This is a genomic window from Chroococcidiopsis sp., assembly GCF_051657925.1.
In the GTDB taxonomy this organism is placed as follows: Bacteria; Cyanobacteriota; Cyanobacteriia; order Cyanobacteriales; family Chroococcidiopsidaceae; genus Chroococcidiopsis.
Genome location: NZ_JBOFLP010000218.1, coordinates 1 through 18,602 on the forward strand (window position 1 = coordinate 1; position 18,602 = coordinate 18,602).

17 protein-coding genes are annotated in these 18,602 nt (G+C 43.9%); 13 read left to right on the top strand and 4 right to left on the bottom strand.

Annotated elements, in window-relative coordinates:
- From ACRC32_RS17375 to ACRC32_RS17395, 5 genes are all read left to right on the top strand, one after another.
- Window positions 1-935, top strand: a 935-nt coding sequence (locus ACRC32_RS17375) for a tetratricopeptide repeat protein (RefSeq protein WP_438555148.1), incomplete at its 5' end; no start/stop codon positions are given.
- Between the two features lie 355 nt (window positions 936-1,290).
- Window positions 1,291-2,865, top strand: a complete 1,575-nt coding sequence (locus ACRC32_RS17380; protein ID WP_438555149.1) for a HEAT repeat domain-containing protein — start codon at window positions 1,291-1,293, stop codon at window positions 2,863-2,865.
- Window positions 2,866-2,968: 103 nt separating this feature from the next.
- The gene (locus tag ACRC32_RS17385) at window positions 2,969-3,538 is read left to right on the top strand and encodes a hypothetical protein (RefSeq protein ID WP_438555150.1); all 570 of its coding nucleotides are present in this window, start codon (window positions 2,969-2,971) and stop codon (window positions 3,536-3,538) included.
- Entirely contained in the window at window positions 3,538-3,924 is a 387-nt protein-coding gene (locus ACRC32_RS17390) for a DUF2358 domain-containing protein (RefSeq protein ID WP_039717053.1), read from the top strand. Before ACRC32_RS17385 ends, ACRC32_RS17390 begins: the two co-directional genes overlap by 1 nt.
- An 81-nt stretch (window positions 3,925-4,005) precedes the next feature.
- Entirely contained in the window at window positions 4,006-4,590 is a 585-nt protein-coding gene (locus ACRC32_RS17395) for a Uma2 family endonuclease (RefSeq protein ID WP_438555151.1), read from the top strand.
- Window positions 4,591-4,612: 22 nt separating this feature from the next.
- Here the strand turns inward: ACRC32_RS17395 and ACRC32_RS17400 are convergent, their stop codons facing one another.
- Together ACRC32_RS17400 and ACRC32_RS17405 are read right to left on the bottom strand one after the other, a co-directional pair.
- Entirely contained in the window at window positions 4,613-4,822 is a 210-nt protein-coding gene (locus tag ACRC32_RS17400; protein WP_438555152.1) for a hypothetical protein, read from the bottom strand.
- Between the two features lie 45 nt (window positions 4,823-4,867).
- Window positions 4,868-6,613, bottom strand: a complete 1,746-nt coding sequence (locus ACRC32_RS17405; RefSeq protein ID WP_438555153.1) for a DUF3352 domain-containing protein — start codon at window positions 6,611-6,613, stop codon at window positions 4,868-4,870.
- 137 nt (window positions 6,614-6,750) lie between these two features.
- On the opposite strand from ACRC32_RS17405, the gene ACRC32_RS17410 reads away from it, so the two are divergent.
- Together ACRC32_RS17410 and hrcA are read left to right on the top strand one after the other, a co-directional pair.
- On the top strand, window positions 6,751-7,095 hold the full coding sequence (locus ACRC32_RS17410) for a rhodanese-like domain-containing protein (protein ID WP_438555154.1): 345 nt from the start codon (window positions 6,751-6,753) through the stop codon (window positions 7,093-7,095).
- 491 nt (window positions 7,096-7,586) lie between these two features.
- The gene (gene hrcA / locus ACRC32_RS17415; RefSeq protein ID WP_438555155.1) at window positions 7,587-8,675 is read left to right on the top strand and encodes a heat-inducible transcriptional repressor HrcA; all 1,089 of its coding nucleotides are present in this window, start codon (window positions 7,587-7,589) and stop codon (window positions 8,673-8,675) included.
- A gap of 45 nt (window positions 8,676-8,720) precedes the next feature.
- On the opposite strand, the gene ACRC32_RS17420 is transcribed toward hrcA, so the two are convergent.
- Complete coding sequence (locus tag ACRC32_RS17420; protein WP_192155366.1) at window positions 8,721-8,954, bottom strand: hypothetical protein; 234 nt, start codon at window positions 8,952-8,954, stop codon at window positions 8,721-8,723.
- Between the two features lie 181 nt (window positions 8,955-9,135).
- Here ACRC32_RS17420 and ACRC32_RS17425 point away from each other — a divergent pair, with 181 nt between their 5' ends.
- Window positions 9,136-10,440: a bifunctional folylpolyglutamate synthase/dihydrofolate synthase gene (locus tag ACRC32_RS17425; RefSeq protein WP_438555156.1), complete on the top strand. Its 1,305-nt coding sequence runs from the start codon at window positions 9,136-9,138 to the stop codon at window positions 10,438-10,440.
- Window positions 10,441-10,474: 34 nt separating this feature from the next.
- On the opposite strand, the gene ACRC32_RS17430 is transcribed toward ACRC32_RS17425, so the two are convergent.
- Entirely contained in the window at window positions 10,475-11,797 is a 1,323-nt protein-coding gene (locus ACRC32_RS17430; protein ID WP_438555157.1) for an ABC transporter substrate-binding protein, read from the bottom strand.
- Window positions 11,798-11,925: 128 nt separating this feature from the next.
- Here ACRC32_RS17430 and pilM point away from each other — a divergent pair, with 128 nt between their 5' ends.
- From pilM to ACRC32_RS17455, 5 genes are all read left to right on the top strand, one after another.
- A complete protein-coding gene (gene pilM / locus ACRC32_RS17435; RefSeq protein WP_438555158.1) occupies window positions 11,926-13,047 on the top strand; it encodes a type IV pilus assembly protein PilM in 1,122 nt (373 codons plus the stop codon).
- Window positions 13,040-13,831, top strand: a complete 792-nt coding sequence (locus ACRC32_RS17440) for a PilN domain-containing protein (RefSeq protein ID WP_438555159.1) — start codon at window positions 13,040-13,042, stop codon at window positions 13,829-13,831. Before pilM ends, ACRC32_RS17440 begins: the two co-directional genes overlap by 8 nt.
- Complete coding sequence (locus ACRC32_RS17445; RefSeq protein ID WP_438555160.1) at window positions 13,828-14,577, top strand: pilus assembly protein PilO; 750 nt, start codon at window positions 13,828-13,830, stop codon at window positions 14,575-14,577. Before ACRC32_RS17440 ends, ACRC32_RS17445 begins: the two co-directional genes overlap by 4 nt.
- 650 nt (window positions 14,578-15,227) lie before the next feature.
- On the top strand, window positions 15,228-17,405 hold the full coding sequence (locus tag ACRC32_RS17450) for an AMIN domain-containing protein (RefSeq protein ID WP_438555161.1): 2,178 nt from the start codon (window positions 15,228-15,230) through the stop codon (window positions 17,403-17,405).
- 535 nt (window positions 17,406-17,940) lie between these two features.
- Window positions 17,941-18,444 (top strand): hypothetical protein, encoded by a 504-nt coding sequence (locus tag ACRC32_RS17455; RefSeq protein WP_317107720.1) that lies wholly within the window; start codon window positions 17,941-17,943, stop codon window positions 18,442-18,444.
- The last annotated feature ends 158 nt before the right edge of the window (window positions 18,445-18,602 follow it).

An 18,602-nucleotide genomic window follows, 5' to 3' on the forward strand; every position in this document is an offset into this window, starting at 1 on the left:
TGACGAGCTTGGTTTATCTCAATGGATTAAATTATCCATTAGCTATAGTGCTAACTAAGTACGATCTATTAGAATCTAATGCAGCAACTCAAAAAGTCATAAAAAATAAATTAGAACCTTTGATCGCTCATCTCAATACCGTCAAAGCTCGCTACGAGATTTTTCACTCCTCTATACCTCTAGTCCGAGAAAACAACATCGTCACTCTCAAACCCAAAGGAACAGCCATCGCTTTTCTTTGGTTAGTATGGGATCTAAACAAAATACATAGCTCCAGTGCAGATAGTCAGCTTTTGGGATTAATTCATCGCCTTATCCCCGGCGATGCCAACGCTCGCTCGAAGAACCCTAACGGAGTGATGCAATCTTTATTCGATTCTAACCGCAAACCGAGTACTCAAAGCGATCGCCACTCCTTTGTTAGAGAGAAAATGGGGTCGAAACTCGGGTGGTTCCTCGGCATTGGTTTTGTTGGAATAGCTGTATTGTCCCTACTCGGTTACCAACGGTCTACTTCACAGATTCGCACGGGTGAAGCATTGTACGATGTTGAAGCTTTACAACAAGCTGGAAAACTAGATAAAGCGATCGCTTCGTTAGAACAACTAGTACAAAACAATCCCGATAATATAGATTTGCGTTTGCGTTTAGCAGAGCAATACGAGCTAACAGGTAATGCTGCTGGTGCGGAAAAAACTTACGACCAAATTTTGGCAAGACAAAACAATAACCTTAAAGCTTTAGTACGCAAAGCTGTGCTGCGTCAAATTCATAAAGATAGTCAAGGTGCGGCTCAGTTATTTGAGCAAGCAGAAGAAGCGGCTCCAGATGCTCTGAAACCACAAATTCGCATCTTAGCTAAAAAAACCTTAAATTCTTCTCAAGAAAATCAGAAGTTGAAAGGAGCGAAAACCACAGAACTCAAGAGCGATTGATAGGTTTTATACTCCAGATAATTGCGGCTAGCCCTCAAATCTTCTCTGTCCGTATAGGGGAAAGTGTAGCATTTATAGCTGCTCAAAATTTGCAATTTGATTGGAAACTTGCCTCTAGCCTCTTTTTGATGAGTGTTGCGTTCAGAGAAGTTCTTCCATTAAAAAAGTCTTTACTAGAAGTGAATTGGCTGTATAATAATTTACAACGCTATCAAGATCGTTTGTATAATATGCAGTTGTCAGAGAAAAAACGTGACAGTCTTGATGCGCGCACTACTAGTAAAAGCTAGCTCAACAACCAACAGCCAATCGGCAATTTATAGGTTGAGTGCTAGCAGATTTACCAAAATAATGTATGAAAAAAAGCCGCAAGTTGCAATTAATAATTCTGTGGTTACCTATATCTAGTTTTTGCTTCTATTTCAATCTCCTTTCAATCGATATAGTAAGAGCAGAAGCATGTTCCGAGCGGGAAATTAATTCTTATATAACCAAGCTGGGCAACACTAACGAATGGATATTCACTGTAGCAGCGCTGAAAAAGTGTGGCGATCGCGCAGTAAAAGCATTGAGTCAAGAATTACAGCAAAAGGACGAAAGCATTAGAATTAATGCGGTTGCCGCTTTGGGAAGTCTGGGAGCAGCGGCGCACTCGGCAATTCCGGCTTTGAGCGTTACAGCTTTAGCAGATAAAAGTCCCGTAGTACGTTCTAGTGCAGCATACGCGCTTGGTAGTATGGGAGTAGCAGCAGAAAGTGCCGTCCCCGCGCTCACAGTCGCACTACAAGATGAAGATAGATCGGTGCGATCGATGGTCGTATCTGCAATTGGTAGCATGGGAGCAGCAGCAGAAAGTGCCGTTCCCGCACTGAGCCAGACGCTCCGCGATCCCGATCGCACGGTGCGATCGAACGCTATCTATGCTTGGGCTAAAATTGCGACTGGATGGCAGCAAAGAGCCGCAACGCTTTCCCATCTCCAATTAGAACGAGACATTCGAGAATTGGAAACGGCGCTGAAAATTATTGAAACCAGTCAAGAGTTATTTCCAGAAGCAGAGGTAGCGCTCTTACGTCAGTCATCGCAAATACTCAAATCGCATCGATACCCTAATTGGAGCGATAACGTACTGAAGTTGCCCTCACAGTATCGATGGCTACCAATTGGTGTAGTATATATCGCTACGCTGACATCATTTTGGTCGCTACTCCTCTGGCAGCGTCCGCTGTGGATTTTAGGTATTAACAATGCATTACAACGATACTCTAGCATTGCTTTACCTGGTTTTTCCGGCAGAATGAAATTGCCAATTAACTGGTTAGTTTTAGTTGGTTTTTTCCACTATCATCCCAGAGTGCTGAATGCTTGGTTTGCTACCCAAACGCTCGATCCTCAGACACAACAGCAGGCACTGGCTCAATCTAATTCTGCAAGCAAACCTAGTGATGTGCCGTTGTTAGAAGCAGACAGCGTGCAAAAATATGCCAAAGCAATCGCCTGGGAATGTATCAAGCAGACATTTCAGCCAGCCGCAGTCAAACGCGAACAATTACTCAGTGAGATTGGGGCGATCGCAGGATACGATACAGCTAAAATTTACCTAGAACATTTAGAACAGAATCTCGGTTTGCTGCAAGCGATCGGTAAGGCACAAGATAAAGTGCGCTTTACTCACGATCTGTTAGCGGAATATCTAGCTAGCCAATATCTAGTAGAATTATGCTGCGACAATGAAAACAACTGGCGCAAGTTTTTGGCGCGAGTAGACACCGTTCCCGATTGCGTGGCGATGAAGAGATTTTTATTATCTGTACGAGACTGCTGCATGGCTTTACAAGCAACAGTAAAAGTTCCTAGCTTTGTGACTGAAGAACTGAGTCAACGTGCTGGCATCGCTCAAAAATCACCATCACAGATCCAGGCTGTATAGCTGGTCGTAAGTCGATAATTAACTGCTCCCTGCTCCCTGCTCCCTGATAACTGACAACTGATTAGCTAAACTACTCGTATAAGAACGATAGTATTAGCAATACATGACACCAGAAGAAATTGCCAACACCCTAACAGATTTATTTCATTCTGCACCCGTACAAGCGATCGCTCCTGGTTCCTGGCAAATCGAAACACCGGAATTTCGCCTGTTAGTACTGCTGTCAGACGATCGCTCTTGGCTGCGAGTATTATTACCAATTGTATCGGCGCAGGCAGCTCAACCGTTTTTGGAACAGTTACTCGAAGCTAACTTTGACGACACTCAGGAAGTGCGCTATGCCTTACATCAAGGAGTCGTGTGGGGAGTCTTTCAGCACAGTCGTGAAAGTTTGAGTACGACAGATTTTACTGATGCGATCGCACGCTTAATTTCCTTAAATCAAGCGGGGTTAACAAATGCATTTAACCAATTAGTAGAAACGAAACTACGGCAAATCGTTACAGCGCAAAAGCAGCAAGGACAATCTCTAGAAGCTACCCTGCAAAATCTGAGCAGAATGTACGACGAGGGATTACTAGGCGACTTACAACAAGGAGCGGAGTCGCGGGAGCAAGTCATGGCAGCATGGAAATATCAGTTAGAAAGGTTGTGGTTGGAAGTAGAACCATAATGGACATTATTCAAATCCTCCGGCAAGACTACCAAAGATTCCCAGATAACCAGACATACAGCATCTATGCTTCAGATGTCTTTTTCCAAGATCCCCTCAACCGTTTTCGTGGTGTCGAGCGATACAAACAAATGATTAATTTCATCAATACCTGGTTTATTGCTGTCAAGATGGATTTACATGACATTCGCCAGGAAGGGGACACCATTAAGACAGAATGGACGTTGAGTTGGAATACTCCCCTCCCCTGGAAACCCCGCATTGCTATTCCTGGCTGGAGTGAGTTACACCTCAATCCCCAAGGATTAATTGATTCCCACATCGATTACTGGAACTGTTCGCGATTAGATGTCGTAAAGCAACATTTTGGTAGTGGAAAGGGGTGATGGGGTTGTCATTTGTCATTTGTCATTTGTCATGAGTGAATGGTAACTGATAACCAATCGCTGATTAGCGGAGTAAAGCTTATGATTGCTAGTCCACAATTACAATGGATGTCGTCGCAAGAGTATTTAGAATGGGAACCTATGCAACAACTGCGCCACGAGTATATCGACGGCGAAGTTGTTGCCATGACTGGAGAAACAAAACCCCATAATCGCATTGCTTTAAACTTAGTCACTGCTTTAGATAGTCATCTGGTTCAAAGTGGTTGTGAAGTTTACATTTCAGATGTGAAAGTACAAGTTGCTAGTGCTAATAGTTATTGTTATCCAGATGTTGTTGTTACTTGCGATCCGAGAGATCGGGAATCTAATTCAATCGTTCAACATCCTTGCCTAATTGTTGAAGTGCTTTCCCCTTCTACAGAAGCATACGATCGCGGTGGTAAGTTTGCTCGATATCGTCAGTTAGAAACTTTGCAAGAATACGTTTTAATTGATTCCGAACAAATCGGTGTAGATTGTTTTCGTTGCAACGAACAAGGTTTGTGGGTACTGTATCCTTATACGACAGAAGATACGATAACTTTGGCAAGTGTGGGGTTATCTTTACCCGTAACTGTACTCTATCGTCAAGTTAAATTTGATACCAAAGAAGCAAAAAGTTAAATCGCGATCGCATTTTGCACTTTCATCTTTTTCGACAGATATATTCAGCCATAGTTGGTGAAAGATAGTTTGATTCAAATTCCAATCTAACCCGATTCAGCATTCCTTCTATAATCCAAGCAAAAGTGCTGTATTCTTCCCGAACGTGCGTTTCAAAATCATCTGCGGGATCTTCAAAATCAACGCCAACTTGCTGTAAGTCATTATAGTACCAAGTAGGAAGTGTCTGCATAGTTCTTTTGCCTCAGTAATTCCTTGCTGCAAACAAAATAAGACATTAATTCGAGCCTAAGTGCAAAACAATACTACCCTGAAGCACATCAGTGCGATCGCCATAACTACTTACAGTAATCGATTGTGTTTTGTCAAAAAATGGTTTTGCTGCCACTTCTAATAGTTTAACTAAAGGTAATTGACGTTCTAAAATTGCTCGACTTTTAGGTAAATCCAAATATAGATAACCTTGATTTGGCTGAGGAATAGCTTTAATGGCAGATTGGAACTGAGAACTCTTCAGTAAAGAACTTGTTTTTGCTGCGTTTAGAGCTGCATCCATTGCTGCAACTGAAGACGTGAAAATTTCGTATTTATCTATGGTAGTATAAACACCTTGGACTTTAGCTTTAAGAGTAAGTAACGAGCGATCGCCTAGCTCGGATGGACTAGATGGAACTGTATTTACCTGCGTCCAAGCATAAATTTTTTGATCTCCAGAAAATAAAGGTGTAATGCTTAAACCTCGATTTTCAGCAATTGTATTGAAGCGCTCGATCGCTAAATCTGTCCCTTCAGACTTCTCGGCAACAAAAATCCAATCAGCACTCGTACTAGCATCTTTTTGGGGCAGCATTCCTAAAGCATATTCTCCTTGCACCCAGCTAAAAATATCTTGCGAGATATTTATACCCCAGCTATCTTGTAATTTAGCTAAAGGTTGAGTTATTAAGCGCGAAATCGCATCATTACTAGAACCAGATAGGACAGTTGTAATTTGTCTCCATAACTGATTTAAATTAGTATTTTGTAAATGGCTCAAATCTAAACCCGCGATCGCTAAATCGATTGTTGTAGGTAAATATTGTAATGCTTGCACGGGTTCAGATAGCATCTTGCCAGCAGGAGCGAGTTCTGTCTGAGTAGCAGTTATTGAGGTTTCTGCGACAATTCCTTGTGGATTCAATTTTAAGGCAATAATTTGACTGTCATAAATTCGATCTGGCAATTCTTTCCCCAACCAAGTTGTCACTTGAGGCAAATTGAGAAAGATTATACCAATTCGCTCAGTAGGTAATAAACTTAATGCGTGTTGATATTGAGCAGAATCATTCAAACTCAGATCGGGTGCTTGGACGTTATTAATTGCTTCTCGCAATACTTTAGGATGGTTGGCAAATAAAATAAAGCGATCGCCCACTGCTGCGCCGACAAGAGAGATTCGTTCTTGTAGGGGCGCACGGCTGTGCGCCCCTACATTTACCCGATCGCGATCGGATAGAATATTAACGCCTTGATAAGTTTCTGAAACTAAATCTCTACCCGCGATCGCCCGTTGGGAAAATAATAATTGTAAAAATTCTCTACTTTTAGGCGGATTTCTGCTAGTTAATACCATTAAATATCCTGGCTGATTGCCATTTGTCGCATCGCGATCGATATCTGGACTCGTCAAAGCCAAAGTAACTTCTTCCCCCAACCAAGGTTGAATGTCTTGGCGATAGTCGAGACTACTACTAGCTAGTAAACTAGATTTAAAGCGTTCTAATTCCTGACGAGACTGCCTGCGATCGCTCGGACGCGCTGCCAATTGCCGCAAAGACTCTAGTTTTTCTGGATTGACGAGCAAAGATACCATTGCAGGTGCTTGCTTAGGCACAAATATCGCTGCTGCTGGTGTATTTGTCGGACCACCTCGTAGTAAGCTGAGAGGACTTTGGCTATTAATCCAATAAAAACAGCCAATCCCGATCGATAGCAGTACTACCACACCAGCTGCTATGGCAGAAAAAAATAAGCTTCGCTTCATGATAATTTACAAATGTCTGGCTAATCGTCATCGGTCATTTGTAAGTCAATGTGGTAATTCACAAGTTTGTACAGACGTTACATGTAACGTCTGTAAACTGACAACTGATATCTGTCCCTAACCCACAGCCCCTCATTATGAATCCTTTTAGCCAAATTAGTGTAGAAGAACTGGCTCAGATGTTAAGTTCTGATGCTAGAGAGCAACTGCAATTGATCGACGTGCGCGAACCGGATGAAGTCGCGATCGCTTATATTGACGGGTTTGAAGTTCTACCCTTGAGCCAATTTGCTGATTGGGCTGATTCTATCCCCGCACGCTTCGATCCTCAAGCAGAAACCATAGTCATGTGCCACCACGGTATTCGTTCGGCTCAGATGTGCCAGTGGTTGAGCCGTCAAGGTTTTACAAATCTTAGAAATTTAGCAGGGGGAATTGATGCTTACTCCGCTGCGATCGATCCATCTGTTCCTAGATACTAGGACAGTTATCAGTTAACCAACAACTGTCTTCACGCCGTGAAGCAGAACGCGTTTACTGTTAACCAACAACCCTTCACTACTCACTATTCCCCGTTCCCCATCCCCAACAACGTTCAGTAATAATTGCTACCAAACAATTTTTAATTTTAAGCAAAAGTACAGTCTATATTAGATTTAGGGTTGCCAAAGCTACATAGAGGATCGCTCCGGTAGAATTTGTCTAGGTAGAGGTTTTAACTCTGCCGGATGTAGGTCATAAGATTTAACATGTATATATTGACAGACGGTAAGTTTTATGTAGACTCAGGGTATCTTTCCTGAGAAATAGCTAAAACCGTGTAGGAGTTGAGGCACAATCGAAATATAACTTTGTATTTATTTAAAACGGTCTATCTTTTTTGCTATCTTGAATAACTAAAAATTAAAAAAATCTACAGATTACATTTACATTTTTTAAACTCGCTTCTCATCTCACTAGTCTCGTTTTACCTATGCAAGTGCAGCTAAACGATCGCCAACAGCATATACTTTGGGCAACAGTACGACACTACATCGCCACTGCCGAACCAGTGGGTTCAAAAGCTTTATTGGAAGAATATAATCTCGGCGTGAGTTCTGCAACCATTCGTAACGCGATGGGAGTGCTAGAAAAAGCTGGTTTACTTTACCAACCTCACACCTCGGCGGGAAGAATTCCATCTGACTCCGGCTATCGAATTTACGTCGATCGCCTCATAACTCCTTCCGATGTGTGGGGACGACAGGTAGAACAGCTACTTCAAGAGCAATTAAAGTGGGAAGATTGGAGCTTGGAAGCTTTATTAAGAGGCGCAGCACAGATTTTAGCCAAGGTGAGTGGTTGCATTACTTTAATTACCATGCCCAGCGCTAACATGGCACGGCTGCGCCACATTCAACTCATTCAAATCGAGTCAGGGCGGATAATGTTGATTGTGGTAACAGATACTTATGAAACCCAGTCAGTATTGTTAGATTTGCCGACTTCAGAAGCGGATACACTCTTAGAATCAGATCCAGAAGTTATAGAAAGAGAGCTACAAATACTCTCCAACTTCCTAAATAGCCAACTGCGCGGGCGATCGCTATGTGAATTAGCATCGCTTGATTGGAATCAATTAGACTGCGAATTTCAACAATATGGCGATCGCTTGAAAACTGTATTTGCAGATATTTGTCGGCGGACTCAGCCGCTCCCAACTAGCACTCAAATTGCAATTCGAGGAGTGTCTGAAGTTTTGCGTCAACCTGAGTTTGCAGAATTACAGCAAGTCCAAACAATTTTACATTTATTAGAAGAAGAACAACAGCAGCTACTACCTTTTATTTTTGAAGAACCGGAATTAGATTCTAACTCCAGGCGGCGAGTTACAATTCGCATCGGCTCGGAAAATACACTCGAACCTATTCGTGGTTGTACCCTAATTTCATCCACCTATCGTCGCGGTACAGTTCCCGTTGGCAGCGTGGGAGTCTTAGGACCAACCCGTTTAGATTACGAAACTGCGATCGCCATAGTCGAAGCTGCTGCTGATTATCTATCTGAGGCATTAAGCAACTGATAGCGTCATTTGTTATTTGCTAATGACGCATGACAAATGACTATTCTACATCTTGCCTTTTTGCATGACTTCTTGTAAATGTTGCCGGATCTCTTGCGCCTGCTGTCTATCTTGTTCGCGTAATTTTTGGAACAACTCTACACAAGGTTGAGAATCCATTGACTGAGCGTCATTAATGTATGTTTCATATGCTTTGACAGCTTCAGCCTTATGGTGTAACGCTGTGAGCAAATCGTATTCTAAATTGCTCATTGCTCTTTCACTTCCAGTCGCAGTCATAGATTTACCCTCCGAAATTCAAAATCGTAACTAATAACCACCTTACTCATCCAAATGGAAGCTTCATCTGTCAAAAAGAGGATGCATGAGGAGTGAGGAGTGAGGAGTGAGGAGTGAGGAGTGAGGAGGGAGGAGAATGGCTGCAATTAACCAATGACCAATGACCAATGACTAATGACTAATGACCGACAAAAACATTGACTCTATCCTGAAACCATATCAGCGCTTCGGCGTACATCTCGGTTTAAAACGAATTCAACGACTGCTGGCTAATTTGGGTAATCCTCAGCAGCAAGTTCCAGTCATTCACGTAGCAGGAACGAACGGCAAAGGATCTGTCTGCGCTTACCTGTCTACCGTACTTAAAGAAGCAGGTTACCGAGTTGGGCGCTATACTTCTCCTCATTTGGTAGATTGGACGGAACGCATTTGCTTAGACGAACAACCGATCGCCCCAGAAACGCTACAGCAGACATTGCTACAAGTACAGCAAGCAATTCCGCCAGACGAGGAAACCCCAACTCAATTTGAAATTATTACTGCTGCGGCTTGGTTATACTTTGCCCAAGCTCAGGTAGATATCGCAGTCATAGAAGTTGGGTTAGGAGGAAGATTAGATGCTACCAACGTTTGCGATCGCCCCTTAGTGACGGTGATTACTTCCATCAGTCGAGAACACTGGCAGCAGCTAGGACCAACCGTAGCAGATATTGCCCGAGAAAAAGCAGGAATTCTCAAACCCAACTGTCCCGCAGTCATCGGACAATTACCACTAGAAGCTGAAACCGTCGTGCGATCGCGTATCGCAGAACTTGGATGTCCCGCTGTCTTTCCCCTGCCATCACGTCAGACTGAGCCTGGATGGGCAGAATTTCAAAGTCAAAAGTCAAAAGGCAAAAGTCAAAATTCCTCTACTCCCTGCTCCCTACTCCCTACTCCCTGCTCCCTCAAATACCCCTTACCTCTACTCGGAGACATCCAGCTGATGAATTCAGCCTTGGCAATTGCCGCTTTACAAATATTGCAGCAACAGGGATGGGAAATTTCGGATGAGGCGATCGCAAATGGGATGGGAAAAGCAAAATGGTTGGGGCGGTTGCAATGGACGACTTGGCAAGGACGTAAACTCCTGATTGATGGGGCGCACAATCCAGCAGCGGCGGAAGCTTTACGTCAATATGTCGATACGCTAGAACAACCTATTGGTTGGGTGATGGGGATGCTATCCACTAAAGACCATGGAGACATTTTTCGCGCCTTATTGCGCCCCAAGGATGAGTTACATCTCGCCCCTGTTCCAGACCATAGTACTGCCGATCCTGAGATACTAGCAAAGCTAGCCCGTGAAGTTTGTCCCCAACTAGCTACGTGTCACACTTATCCAGATCTCTTCGCTGCATTAGAAGCGGCGACAAAATCATCAAATTTAATGATTCTATGCGGTTCGTTGTATTTGGTTGGTTATTTTCTACACACCGCAGGGTAGGGGCGCACAGCTGCGCGCCCCTACATAGGAACTGTTATTTTCCAGCCTTAACATCCCACTCTTTCGCAGCATCTGCGATCGCCACATCGACTGTTTTTTCTCCCAGCATGGCGGCTTGGAGGTTTTCGTAAATGGCGCGTTTGAGGACGTTGATATTCTCCATTGCGGGAATTAGCACTTCTGCTTGTTTTAACTGGCTAGCGCTAACTACCCGCGCCCGATCCATTTCAGATTTATCACCTGTAGGCACGGATTTGAAATAGCTATCAGCTAAGGCGGGAATTGTTGAAGGGAGGACGTTGGCGGCTTTGGCAAAGGCGAGTTGATTATCGCTGTTGGTCACAAATAAAGCAAACTTTATTGCTGCGTCGGGGCGATCGCTATCTTTGGGAATCACGAGATTCATGACGGCAACATTCTTTTTACCTGTGGTTCCGGTAATTTCTGGTGCAACAGCAGAAACTTTCGCAATTTCTGGGGCATTGGTCGAAATTGTTTTGAGAAATTCTGCTCCCGTCCCCAATAAAGCTGTTTCTCCTGCTTGATACATCTCAATTCCGTGGCGATGTCCTTGGGTTAAGGATTCTTGGGGTAAGAGTTCCTGTTTATACAAATTTACCCAGTACTGAAAAGCAGCTTTGCCCGCGGCTGTATTAAATGCTGCTTTACCTTGGTCATCTACCAAAGTTACCCCCATTTGAACGAAAGATTGCAGCACTTCCGATGAGTCTTCTGGGACAAAAGTGGCAAAAAAGGCGTACTTACCAGTTTTTTCTTTGACTTGCTTAGCGACCTGTGCCAGTTCTGCGTAAGTTGCTGGCGGCTTGGCAACACCTGCTTGTTTGAGTAAATCGCTGTTATAAATCGTAACTCGCGTGGTGAGATACCAGGGAATGCCGAAACTTTTGCCGTCAAGCGTACTTGCTTGCCAAATGTTAGGTAAATAAGTGGAACGTACCTCGGGCAAAATTTTATTATCCAATGTCAGCCAAGCATTGCGACCAGCTAACACAGAGGCAAAATCTGGATTTAAGTTAACGACATCTGGAGCTGTTTTTGCTGCGACCGATGTTAAGATTTTGCTCTCCATTGCCGACCAAGGCACGTCTACCCAGTTGACTTTCATCTCAGGATTTTCTTTTTCAAAAGCTTGAATCTTCTGGTTGAAAAAATCAGTGAATTCCGGTTGCAACTGCATCGTCCAAAACTCAATTTCTTGGCTGTTAGAGTTAGATTGAGATGTTTGAGTAGCGACGTTCCCACTACCGCAACTGACTACCCAACTCAGAACAAAACCTAATAAGGTAAGAATTATTAACTTCGATGGTTGTAATCTATTTACAAGTCTTTTGGTCATTGACATTTTTAAGATCGTATGTATTCATTGAACAAGCTTGGTGATTCTAGGTTAAATTGAGTAGCTGTAATGAGTATCAAGTCTTTCAGCTAGACTAATTCTTTACTTCATAGACAAGTAGTAAAACAGTGATTGACCGTCTCAAAAGTTTACTGACAAAGCGTGGATGTGGAGTTGGCATTGAACTAGCTCCTGAACGAATTAATATAGCTCAACTGAAAAAGCAGCGACAGGGTTACAAACTGACAGCTTTTTCCTCCACCCCGGTTCCAGAAGGGCTGTTTCAAGATGGTCAAATTGCTGACCCTCCAGCCCTGGCAGAATTAATTCAAAAGGCACTAACTGACACTAAGATCAAAGCCCAATGGGTAGCGACAGCCGTGCCTGGGCGAGAGTCGATCGTGCGGCTAATTCCTTTACCAGCAGAGCTAAATGACCAAGAACTGAGGGAAATGGTACTGAATCACGAAGCTGGTTTGTACTTACCCTACCCGCGCGAAGAAGCTGATGTTGACTATCAAAAGCTAGGCTACTTCGTCGATGAAGATGGAATTGAGAAGGTACAAGTATTGCTGGTGGCGACTCGCAAGCAAGTTACAGATACCTATATGGATACCTTCCAACATGCGGGGTTAAAAGTTAATGTCATAGAAATTAACAGTTTTGCCTTGATTCGCACGATTCGGGAGCAATTACGGACGTACAGCACGAACGAAGGCGTAGCGCTCGTCGATGTTCAATTTGATAATACAGAAATTGCCATTATTGTTGATGGAGTGCCGCAATTTTCCCGTACTATTCCCATTGGGACGTATCAAATGCAGAGCGCTCTACTGCGATCGATGAATTTACCTGCATCTAGGGATACTCAAATGTTGGAGTCATTCAATCTGCCACTGACTAGTGGAGATGATGATGAACCAGAAGACATGCCAGATGTAGATTCTGGCACTTTGGCAGTGATGCGGGTTTTAGCCGAATTAGCAGACGAATTGCGTCGCTCGATTGATTTTTACCTCAGTCAAAGTGAGAATTTGGAAATGGTACAGGTTCTTTTGTGCGGACCTGGTGGTGGTTTGGGCAACTTGAGTGAATTTTTCCAACAAAAGTTAAACATTCCCACAGCGCCAATCGATCCAGTGGCAGCACTGTCTTTAGATGTAGACGAGGAGAAAATTACTCCAATGCAAAGACCGGGATTGGGAACGGCGATCGGTTTAGGAATCAGAGGTGCATGGGGCAATGTATAGTTTAGATGTAAATTTTCTAAAAGACCGCGCTCCCCAGAAGTCAGGGTTTGCAACTGGTGGAAGCAAACCGCGGATGTCAGCGGTCGGTCAAACACCTCTATTTGTCGGAGCGGCTGTAGCGGCGGTGATTCCAGTGGTGGTTGGAGCTTGGTGGTTATTGTTACAAACACAAAACACCCAGATGGAAAACAAACTAGCTGCGTTAGACGCAGAGTTAAACCGCTTGGGCTTGCAAGAAGAAGCATTGAAAAAAATTCAGGCTGAAACTAGCACATTGCAAACGGATACGAAAGCATTAGCTACTGTTTTCAACCAAATTCGCCCTTGGTCGGCAATGTTACAAGACTTGCGCGATCGCATTCCTAGAACGGTACAAATCGAATCGATCAAGCAAATTCCGGCGATCGCCTCCTCTGGCGCACCACAACCGCCTGCGGCAGCGGGTAATGCGGCTCCACCACCAGCTGCGAACCCAGCTGGTGGGATTGAAATTAGTGGCAAGGCGCGATCGTTTAGCGATGTTAACGATTTCCTATTAACTCTGAAACAGTCAGCGTTCTTCCAAGCGCCTGACACTCGCATTATTTCAGCAGAACTAGCCGAGGCTGCGGTATCGAATGAAAAATCAGCCGTAAAACCACCGTCACTTGTGAGATATACAATTCAATCTAACTTAAGTAATGTCCCAGCCGCCGATCTGCTCCAAGAGTTAGAGCGTAAAGGGACGTTAGGACTGGTGACTCGGATTCGCACCCTGCAACAAAAAGGAGTCATTCAACCATGACTATTAGTGAAGAATTTATTTCTGTAGAAGAAGATCTTGAGGCTGCACCGTCCTATCCTACTGTTTTTGGCGTGACTCTAACTCCAACGATTAGCGGAGCGCTGCTAGCAGTTGTTGGTCTTGGTTTAGGGGGGTACTTGTTTACTTCGTTCGTCACGCCAGCAATGCAAAAGCATGACGAGCTAACAGCAAAACAAAATGAAAAACAAAACTTGGTGCAGCAAAAATCCGCTAGCATGGCGCAGAAGCAGCAAGTAGAAACGGAATTAGCGAAAGCAAAACAGCAAAAAGCAGATATTTTGACTTTATTTGCCAACGAAAGTACGCTCGATACTTTGCTTATCGATCTCAATCGACTCGTACAGTCGGTTAATGGCAAGCAAAACGCTACTGCTAAATTGAAAAAATTTACTCCCGCCAATCAATCAGCCGAAACGATCGCTGATGGTTCGCTTGGCTCTGATGTCAACGGCAAACTCAAACGTCGAATAGTTGATATTAATATCTCTGGAACATTTGACCAAACTCAAGAAATTTTCCGAAGTATTGAACGATTGCAACCATTATTAATCGTGAGAGACTATCAATCAACAATGGTAGCTGCTACCGATAAGGATGGAAAACGTGCTAGTGGTGCGCCAAATATCGATACTTCCTTTAAATTACAGGCACTGATTCCCGTATCTCCAGAGGAAGCAGCAGCAGCGGCAGCGGCAGCGGCTAAGAAAGCGGAAGAGAAGAAATAAATTCGGAATTCGGAATTCGGAATTAAAGATCGGTCAGTTCTTATGGGCGGATTTATCAATAATCTCTGTACCTAACTGAAAAAATTGATCGACCCGCCCTTATAGATATTGTATTCAAGTTGTCGGAATTTGTAGATTTCATAATTTTGAATTTTCGATAGGGGCTGGTTTTCCAGTGAAATCTCGGGATAAATTCGAGAACTTTACTAAATCTGTCCCGTACGGGTATTGCGATCGCTATTTGGAATTAGATATAAGATATGGGGTTGCGATCGCAATCTAATTATCTAATTTTGGAGATATCATTATGTAACAAAATTACCGTACATTTACTGAGATTAGAGATAATGCCAAAATGAAGTCAAAGATTTATAAGTAAAATTTCGCTTGGGAAAAATGCCGAAATAAAGTTAGCTTGCTTGTGGAGTTTTTCAGGTGAAATTATCTCCTTAATTCAGCAAACAGTTATCAAGTGCATAGTGAGGAATTTATCCTACAAAAGCGCTTTCCAGTTCTTAAAAAATAGTTTTTTCATCCAAGGAATGAAACCGATAACTGATAACTGATAACTGTTATAACTCATTCTATTTCTGTAAACTGTCAGGCGAATTTGCGTTTACTAGCTTTCAAATTTAAGGCGATCGCCTGCAATGCGCGTAGAATACCTAAACTTTACTCAAAGTAGAAACAGAACTGTGAAACAGCTTCAAGGTAGTAACATACTATTTATCGGGGTAGCAGTCGCACTCGTCGCAGCGCCGCCAGTATGGGCAAAACCTGCAAAGGTAACAGCAGTCAAGCTAGATCCAACAAATAACGGCTTAAATGTGGTTTTGGAGACTTCCACGGCGGCTCGCCCCCAAGTCTTAACCAGCCAGCAGGGTAATACTCTAGTTGCAGATATTAGTAACGCTCAGTTGAACTTACCCGCAGGAAAAGATTTTCGTCAAGCCAAACCAGCACCAGGTATTGATTCAGTAATTGTTACCCGACTCGACTCTAGTAGCATCCGGCTGATGGTCACTGGTACTACCAATGCTCCCAACGGTCAAATGCAACGTAATGGTCAAAGTGTAACGTTTAGCGTTAGCTCTACGCCAGGAAGGATTGCCCAAGCAAAACCCGCTCCAACAACTGGTACGACATTGAAACCAGGGCAATCGGTAACAGTTCAAAAACCCCTTTTTCCCAATCCAGAAATTACGGTTGACGGAAAGCCAGTACCACCCTCAGCAATGCGCGGGAATCAAGCCCAACCGCCATTCTTGCCTAGAGCGGTTGCCCCACCTGTGGGAGATATGGCAATTTCCAACACCGATGCTTCTCCGGCTCTGATCGATCTTGGCAGTCAAGAACGAGTTCCGCGCCTAGTCTTGCGGGATGCTCCCGTGCGCGAAGTCCTCTCCCTACTTGCCCGTGCTGCTGGTCTCAACTTAGCTTACACAACAGCTACACCTCAAGGGCAACAAGGTCAACCAGCTCCGACTGCGCCTGGAGCGGGGGGAGCCGAGGGACCCAAAGTCACTCTCGATATTCAAGACGAATCCGTACAGGATGTTTTCAATCACGTACTGCGGATTACAGGCTTGCAAGCCAATCGGGAAGGACGCACGATTTTTGTCGGTCCCAGACTGCCTAACGATGCTCGTAATCTAGTAACGCGCAGCTACAGGCTAAATCAGGTCACGGTAGGCGTAGCACTTAACTTTTTGGTCGCAATGGGTGCAGAAAGTGCCGTCAGCCGCGAACGCACGATCACTAGCGTTCAAGCCGTACCTGTAGGTGGTGGACAAGCTCCCGCAACACAAACCCAAACGAGTACAGAGACGCGGATTGAAACCCAACGGATTGATTTTCAAGACTCTACACCCCTACTACGGGGATTAGAAGTTGTCGGTGACGAGCGGACGAACTCCGTTACACTGATTGGTTCTCCCAAGCAAGTTCAGGTCGCTAGCGCCCAATTGATTCAACTCGACTCTCGCCGTCGCCAGGTTGCAATTAACGTCAAGATTGCTGATATTAACCTCTTAGCAACTGAGGACATTAATACCAGCTTTTCGTTTGGGCTGGGTGACACTTTCTTACAAAACGATCGCGGTAGTGGCATCATCAATTTCGGTACGAGGAATCCTCAATCTGAAAGAGATTCAGTACTCCAGCCTGGGTTTGCCAGACAATTTCTATCTCGTTTGCAAGCTCAAATTGTTAGTGGCAATGCTAAGGTTTTAACCGATCCTACTTTGATCGTTCAAGAGGGGCAGCAGGCTACCGTCAACCTGACACAAGAAGTGGTAGGCAACATCACCAGAACCATTACTGGGGGTACAACAACTATCCCTCAAGACACCACGACGATTCAAAAAGAGCGAGTGGGTTTGACTGTTGGGATTAAGATCGAACGGGTTGATGACAACGGCTTTGTTGCCTTATCTGTAGCTCCTACAGTTAAAGCTGTACAAGGAACAGCTAGAACGCCCCAAGGCGATGAAATTGCTTTGATTAACGACAGATCGCTTACTTCTGGGCTTATTCGCCTGCGAGACAATCAAACTTTAATCCTGTCAGGTATTATTCAGGAATCAGACCGAACCAACGTTAGCAAGGTTCCTATCCTTGGTGATATTCCTATTATTGGCGCATTGTTTAGAAGCACTAATAAACAGAATCAGCGTCAAGAAGTCATCGTGTTGTTGACTCCTCAAATTATCGACGATTCAGAGCGATCGTCATCTATGGGATATAACTATAATCCCAGTCCTGATGCGCGTCAAATGCTAGAACGCAGCCAAAATCGCAAAGTTCAAACGCCTAACAGTAGTCGATAGATTGCCAAAGATTTATCATTGTTTTCAAACTTCGGCACGAAGATCCCCCCAACCCCCCTTACAAAGGGGGGCGATAGATCGAAAAGGGGGCAATGGAATCAGCGCTAGTGTAGCGATCTCTCAAAGTTATGCTAAGTTAAATTTCTTGTAGGATGCGAAATTTCGCATCTTTTTTATTATCTTCTATAACTGTCATTAGTCAGTGTTTTATTGCCAATTCCGTGAATTTTCCAGTACATTGCTACGCGATCGCTTCTATCTAAAGTCAGACACATACATTTCGTAAGTGGCTCTATAGAAAGATGTCATATCTATTTATATTTGTTCATCTAGATAATATCTAGACAATATCGGAAAACAACGTGAGAATTTTCTTCTGGGTAACTCTATCATTCGTCATTGTGGGCGCAATTATGCTAATTCTCCAACCCGTAATTGACTTTCACTAACACATTCCCTCTTAAAAAACTTTCCTAGTCCTGACAAAAATCCCAGGTAACCCTTAGCGCCTTAGCGCGACATTTTCTTTAGAACCATGAATTATCTAGTAGCAGTCTTACCAAACCGCATCCAAGCAGAAGCCGCCTATACAGCACTTGAAAAAGAAGGACTACCCAAAGAGCAAATTAACATCCTCGGTCAAGGCTACAAAAGTGCAGACGAATTCGGTTTCATCAATCCCAACGAACAAGCCCGTAAAGGAGCAAGTAGACTAGTAACATGGCTCGTCCCCTTTGGCTTTGCCGCAGGCTATCTCTTCAACTTACTCACTGGTATTGAAATTATTCCAGCATTAGGCGCGATCGGCAACCATCTAATCGCAGGTGTCTTAGGCGCAGTTTCCGGCGGATTAGGCGCGTATTTCGTTGGTGGCGGCGTAGGTTTATCTGTAGGTAGTGGCGACGCATTACCATACCGCAACCGCCTGAACGCAGGCAAATACCTTATTGTCATAGAAGGTACAGAAGAACTCACCCGACAGGCAACACGGATACTGCGATCGTTTGAACCAGAAAACATTCAGGGATATGCTGGATAAGTCGGAAGTCGTAGGGGCGGGTTTTTTGAAGAGATCCGTATAACAACAAATAGTTCTGCGGTTAAACCCACCCGTACACAAGTCAAAACACGTACCACGCACCACGCACCTGCTAGCCGTTCCATCTACAATACTGATAAAAGCCTACAGATCGAGCA